The sequence below is a fragment of the Rhizobacter sp. genome, assembly GCF_031412495.1.
Taxonomy (GTDB): Bacteria; Pseudomonadota; Gammaproteobacteria; order Burkholderiales; family Burkholderiaceae_C; genus Schlegelella_A.
The window spans coordinates 1-5969 of record NZ_JANODC010000529.1 but is presented as its reverse complement, the minus strand read 5'-3'; the positions used below and the strand labels follow the sequence as shown (position 1 = coordinate 5969).

The 5969-nt window shown below is 70.9% G+C and carries 5 protein-coding genes; 3 read left to right on the top strand and 2 right to left on the bottom strand.

Annotation, left to right across the window (positions count from 1 at the left end):
• The 3 genes from AC30N0_RS19715 to AC30N0_RS19705 all read left to right on the top strand — a co-directional run.
• Positions 1-2588, top strand: a 2588-nt coding sequence (locus AC30N0_RS19715; protein ID WP_489519581.1) for a zinc-dependent metalloprotease, incomplete at its 5' end; no start/stop codon positions are given.
• 148 nt (positions 2589-2736) lie between these two features.
• Positions 2737-3834 (top strand): sensor histidine kinase, encoded by a 1098-nt coding sequence (locus AC30N0_RS19710; protein WP_489519580.1) that lies wholly within the window; start codon positions 2737-2739, stop codon positions 3832-3834.
• Positions 3831-4610, top strand: coding sequence for a LytR/AlgR family response regulator transcription factor (locus tag AC30N0_RS19705; protein ID WP_489519579.1), 780 nt, complete (start codon positions 3831-3833; stop codon positions 4608-4610). The genes AC30N0_RS19710 and AC30N0_RS19705 overlap by 4 nt, the downstream gene beginning before the upstream one ends.
• Positions 4611-4646: 36 nt before the next feature.
• Here AC30N0_RS19705 and AC30N0_RS19700 read toward each other — a convergent pair whose 3' ends face one another.
• Positions 4647-4862 (bottom strand): hypothetical protein, encoded by a 216-nt coding sequence (locus AC30N0_RS19700; RefSeq protein WP_489519578.1) that lies wholly within the window; start codon positions 4860-4862, stop codon positions 4647-4649.
• A gap of 160 nt (positions 4863-5022) precedes the next feature.
• A partial coding sequence (locus AC30N0_RS19695; protein ID WP_489519577.1) for a putative bifunctional diguanylate cyclase/phosphodiesterase occupies positions 5023-5969 on the bottom strand: 947 nt, incomplete at its 5' end.

The following is a 5969-nucleotide window of genomic DNA, read 5'->3' as shown; positions in this document are numbered from 1 at the left end:
CTGCGCCGCCCGCGGGTGGCCTGCGGCCGTTCGCCGACGTGGTGAAGGATGCCAGGCGCAGCGACGGCACGCTCGTCGTCTGGCAGAAGGACGACAAGGTCTGGTTCGAGCTGAAGCCGGATGACTTCAACAAGCCGTTCTTCCTGTCGCCGAAGCTCAAGACCGGCATCGGCGAACGAATGTTCTTCGGCGGCCTCATGGTCGACAGCGGCATCGTCGAGTTCCGCCGCGTCCACAACCAGGTCCAGCTGCTCTGGCGCAACGTGGGCTACGTCGCCAACGCCAACACGCCGGAAGCGCTGGCCATCGAGGCCGCGTACTCGCCGAGCCTGCTGTCGAGCGCGCCGGTGCTGAGCCTGCCCGAGCCGGAGCGCAAGTCGGTGCTGGTCGAGGCGAACAGCCTCTTCCTTTCCGACCTGCTCGGCTTCGGCATGGACCTGCAGCGGGCCTATCGCCAGGGCTATGCCTTCGATGCCCGCAACTCCGCGATCACGAAAGTCCGGGCCACGCCCGACCTGCTCGTCCTCGAGGTGCTCGGCCACTACGCGACCGGCTCGATCTCGGTTCCGCAGCCCGGCACGCCTCCGGGTGCGCCGCAGCCGAGCGCGCCGCGCTCGCTGCCGGATCCGCGCAGCATGTTCCTGGCGATCCACTATTCCCTGGCGCGCCTGCCGGCCGAGCCGATGCAGGGACGCAAGGCCGACGCACGCATCGGCTACTTCGAGAGCGGCCGCTACGACTTCACCAACGACCTGCAGCGCACGCCGCGGCAGCGCTTCGTGAACCGGTGGCGGCTCGAGAAGAAGGACCCGGCGGCCGAGCTGTCGGAGCCGGTCAGGCCGATCGTGTTCTGGCTCGACCGCTCGATTCCGGTGAAGTACCGGGAGCCGATCACTGCCGGCGTGCTGGAGTGGAACAAGGCCTTCGAGAAGATCGGCTTCAAGGACGCGATCCGGGTCGAGGTCCAGCCGGAGAACGCCGACTTCGACACCCTCGACTTCGGCCGCGCGTCGATCCGCTGGATGGTCAATGCCACGCCGGCGTTCGGCGCCATCGGGCCGAGCCATGTCGATCCGCGCAGCGGCGAGATCCTCGACGCCGACATCGGCATCGAGAGCCTGTCCTCGCGCAGCATCCGCGCCGCCCGCTCGCAGATCCTGATCTCGAACGGCGTCGACGACCACGCCGGCCACGATCACGGCAGCGTGGGCGAGCGGGCCCTCCTCCTGAGCGGCCGGCTCTGCACCTACGGCGATTTCGCGGCCGAGCAGTACACCTATGCCGCCGACGTGCTCGAGGCCCGCGGCGAGATCGATCCGGACAGCCCGGAGGCCGAGCAGTTCGTGCGCGCCTACCTGAAGGACCTGACGATGCACGAGGTCGGCCACACGCTGGGCCTGCGCCACAACTTCCGCTCGTCGCGCGTCTACACCCAGCAGCAGCTCGCCGATCCGGCGTTCACGAAGGCCAACGGCATCAGCGGCTCGGTGATGGAGTACGCGCCGATCAACCTCAACTCGGCCGACGAGCCGCGCGAGAAGTACGGCACCGCCTTCAACGACACGCTCGGGCCGTACGACTACTGGGCCATCGAGTACGCCTACCGGCCGCTCGCGAGCGGCCTGACGCCCGAGGCGGAAAAGGCAGCGCTGGAGAAGATCGCCGGGCGCAGTGCCGAGCCGCTCCTGGCCTACGGCACCGACGAGGACAACTTCCTCGGCATCGACAACGAGTCTCTGCAGTTCGACCTCGGCAGCGACGTGATCGCCTTCGCCAGGAAGCGCATCGCCATCGCCCAGGACCTGCTCAAGCGCCAGGAGACGCGCCAGCTGCGGCCCGACCAGGAATACAACGTCCTGAAGCGGTCGGTGACCTTCGCCCTGCGCGACGTGGCGCGTGCCGCCAACGTGCTGGCGCGCCAGATCGGCGGCGTGCGCACGGTGCGCGACGCGCCGGGAACCGGCCGCGACCCGCTCACGCCGGTGCCCTTCGCCGAGCAGCGCGAGGCGCTCGACCTCATCACCGGCAGCCTGCTTTCGGCCGACAGCCTGCGCGTGTCGCCGGCGCTGCAGAGAAAGCTCGGCGCCGACTTCAGCGAGCGCTCCGAGGCCCTGCGCAACGGCGAGGGCTCGGCCCAGACCGACTACTCGCCCTCGGTGCAGGTGCTTGGCATGCAGCGCTCGCTGCTGGGCGCGATGATGAGCGACACCGTCGCGACGCGGCTGCTCGAGAGCAGCGAGAAGGCGCCCGCCGGCACCGGCCGCGCCCTGCGCATGTCCGAGCTGTACGACCGGCTCACGAAGGCGGTGTGGAGCGAGCTCGACGCCCGCACCGACATCGCGCCGCTGCGTCGCGAGGTCCAGCGCGACCACATCAACCGGATCGCCGCGGTCCTGATCCGGCCGGGCGGAGCGAGCCGGGCCGACACGCGCGGTGTCGTCCGGCAGCAGGCCAGGGCGCTGCTCGAGCGCCTGCGCGGGGCCGGGCAGCGGGCCGGGCTGAACGAGGAAACGAGGGCGCACCTGCTCGACAGCGCCGACACCCTCGAGCAGGCGCTTTCAGCGCGCCTGCAGCGCGCCGGCGCCTAGCCGGCGCGCCGGCGGCTAAGCCGGTCGCGGGTTCAGGGCGCGGCCGGCCGAGCCGTCCGGCCGTCGCCCGCACCCTCGGCACCGTCGTTCGTCGGAGGCGGGCGGGGCGCCTCCGCTTCCATGCCCGGGCCCGCGCTATCGTTCCCGCATGAGTGAGAAAGGCGCGTCCGCGGCCCCTCGTCGCCCTTCGGTGGCGCAGTCGTTCGTGGACGCGTTCACCTGGCGCGGGGCCCTGATCGCGGTGGTCCTGGCGGTGCTCGCGGCGCTGGCGCTGAATCCCATCTTCCAGGTCCCGTTCGCCGTGCTGCTCGGCCGCACCCTGGGGGTGTCGGCCTTGCTCCTGCTCGCCTTCGTCGCCGGAAGGACGTGGCAGCTCCCGGGCGTGCCGCGCTGGCTGGCGCCGGTCGTCGCGGTGGCGCTGACGGCGCCGGTGGCGACGCTGCTGGCGTACCTTCCCTCGCTCGACGGCCGGATCGCCGCCATGCTCGAGCACGAGGGCCGGATCACCGGCTTCATCGTGCTCACCGGCGTGGCCCTGGTGATCGCGCCGCTGCTCGCGCTCGGCGCCCTGTACCGCGAGCGCGACACGCAGGCGCGGGCCGAACAGCTGTCGTTCCAGCTCGAGCGCAGCACCCTCGAGAAGCAGGCGCTCGATGCCCGCCTCAAGCTGCTCAACGCGCAGATCGAGCCGCACTTCCTGTTCAACACGCTGGCCAACGTCCAGGAGCTGGTCGAGTCCGGCTCGCCGCGGGCCGCACCCGTGCTCCGCAGCCTGATCGCCTACCTGCGCGCGGCCATGCCGAAGCTGCACGCGGGGCCGTCCACGCTCGCCGACGAGGTCGGTCTGGTCCGCGCCTACCTCGAGCTGATGCACATGCGCATGCCCGATCGTCTCGAGTATTCGGTGGAGGTCCCGCAGGCGCTGGCCGGCAGCGGATTTCCGACCATGGGCCTGCTGACCCTGGTCGAGAACGCCATCCACCACGGCATCGACCCGAGCGAAGCCGGCGGGCGCATCAGCGTGGTGGCCAGCCGGGGCCCGGCCGACGACGCCCTTCGCATCATCGTCGCCGACACAGGCGCCGGCATGGCCGAGACGGCGCAGCCGGGTACCGGCCTCGAGAACCTGCGCGCCCGCCTGCGCGCCTACTTTGGCCCCCAAGCCAGGCTCGAGTTGCACGAGAACACGCCGCAGGGAGTGCGCGCGGAGATCATCGTCCCGGCCGGCGCGGCGGCCCCGGCATGAAGCCGGTGCAGGCGCTCATTGCCGACGACGAGCCGCTCCTGCGCGACCGCCTGCGCGGCCACCTCGGGCGGCTCTGGCGGGAGCTGGTCGTGGTCGCGGAAGCGCGCAACGGACGCGAGGCGATCGAGCTGTTCGAGATCCACCTGCCGCAGGTGGCGTTCATCGACGTGCACATGCCCGGCGTCGGCGGCATCGAGGCGGCGCGCGCCATCGCCCGGCGCGCCGAGATCGTCTTCGTGACCGCGCACGAGCAGTACGCGGTGCAGGCCTTCGAGCACGGCGCGCTCGACTACGTCGTCAAGCCCTTCGACGAGGCCCGCCTCGCCGACACCATCGAGCGCCTGAAGCAGCGCCTGGCGGCGCCGGCGCCGGCGGCGTCACCCGACCTCGACCTCGTGCTGGACCGGCTCGCCAGCGAGCTGGGCGCCCGCGGCAACTTCGGCCGGGCCCGGCACCTGCAGTGGATCCGCGCCTTGGTGGGAACGAGCGTGCGCCTGATCCCGGTCGAGCAGATCGCCTTCCTGCGCTCCGACGAGAAGTACACGCTGGTCGCGTGGGAGGGCGGCGAGGCGCTCATCCGCAAGACGATCCGGGAGCTCGCCGACGAGCTCGACCCCGAGACCTTCGCCCAGATCCACCGCTCGGTGATCGTCAACCTGCGCCAGGTCGCGCAGGTCAACCGCGGCCTCAACGAGACCGCGGAGGTGCAGCTGAAGGGCCGGCGCGAGGTGCTTCCGGTCAGCCGCAGCTTCCTGCACGTCTTCCGGCAGATGTGACCGCTGCGCCGGCGGGGCCCCGGTCGCACGGCGCCGTCACTGCACGCGCGCCGGCTCGGCCGGCGTGCCGGCGGCCACCTCGACGGGCTTCTGGCGCCGGCCGGTGACGATCACCGGCGGCAAGGTCACGGCCTGCATCTCCGCCTGCGGCGCGGAGGCCTGGCGCGGCGAGAACATCTCCGAGCCGATCGCGGCGGCGCCGCCGGCCAGCAGGGCGAAGGTGAAGACGGCTGAGAGCGTGTGTCCGGTCATGGTGATCTCTCGACAGCGGGGCACCGCGAGGTGCGATGGCGGGAATGTAGGAGGCCCTTGCCGGCCGGAAAAGGCGCTTGCGACGGAGCGCGGTTTTCCCGGGACGAATTGCAGCGAGGCGGCACGGGCCGTTGCCGCGACGGCTGCGGACAGCTGCCGCTCAGGCCCGTTCCGACTGCCGCGTCTCATCGAACAGCGACGGCCTGAAGACCGCCGCGTCGTCGCGGTCGTTCATCGCCCAGAGCAGCAGTGCGCGCGCCGACATCGGCTTGGCGAAGAGGAAACCCTGCAGCTCGTCGCACTGCATCTCGGCCAGGACCTGCTGCTGGCGCGGGTTCTCGACGCCCTCGGCGACGACCTTGAGGCCGAGCGCATGGGCGAGCTTGATCACGGCGTCGACAACGGCGCGGGCATCGGCGCTGTGCTCGAGGTCCATGATGAAGCTGCGGTCGATCTTCAGCTCCTCCGCGGGCAGGCGGCGCAGGTAGCTGAGGCTCGAGTAGCCGGTGCCGAAGTCGTCGATCGACAGGTGCGTGCCGAGCTCGCCGAGGCGGCGAAAGGTCGCCTGCGTGGTCTTGGTGTCCTCCATCGCCGTCGACTCGGTGATCTCGCAGGTCAGCAGCGAGGGATGGATCTTGTGCGCCTGCAGGGCGCCGGTGATCCGCTCGACGATGTCGTCCTGGCGCATCTGGTGCGCCGACAGGTTGATGGCGACGCGCATGCGCAGGCCCTTGTCGCGCCATTGGCGGCTCTGCCGGCAGGCGTCCTCGATGACCCAGTTGCCGATCATTCCGATCAGGCCGAAGCGTTCGGCGATGGGAATGAAGGTGCTCGGCAGCAGCAGGCCGCGCGTCGGATGCTTCCAGCGCAGCAGCGCCTCGACGGCGGTGACCTTGCCGCTCTTGGAGTCGATCTTCGGCTGGTAGAAGAGCTCGAATTCCTTCTGCGCGATCGCCTTGCGCAGGTCGCGCAGGAGCTCGAACTGCGCCTCGGCGTCGGCGTCCATGGCGGTGGAGTAGAAGCAGTGCGTCGAGCCGCCCGAGCGCTTCGAGGCGTACATCGCCGCATCGGCGCGGGCAATCAGCTTGGCGTGGCTGCAGCCGTCGG

What these genes read in the sequence shown, in the direction of transcription:
- AC30N0_RS19700 (WP_489519578.1), bottom strand. Translation starts at nt 4,862, where the DNA reads ATGACCGGACACACGCTCTCAGCCGTCTTCACCTTCGCCCTGCTGGCC.
- AC30N0_RS19705 (WP_489519579.1), top strand. Translation starts at nt 3,831, where the DNA reads ATGAAGCCGGTGCAGGCGCTCATTGCCGACGACGAGCCGCTCCTGCGC.
- AC30N0_RS19710 (WP_489519580.1), top strand. Translation starts at nt 2,737, where the DNA reads ATGAGTGAGAAAGGCGCGTCCGCGGCCCCTCGTCGCCCTTCGGTGGCG.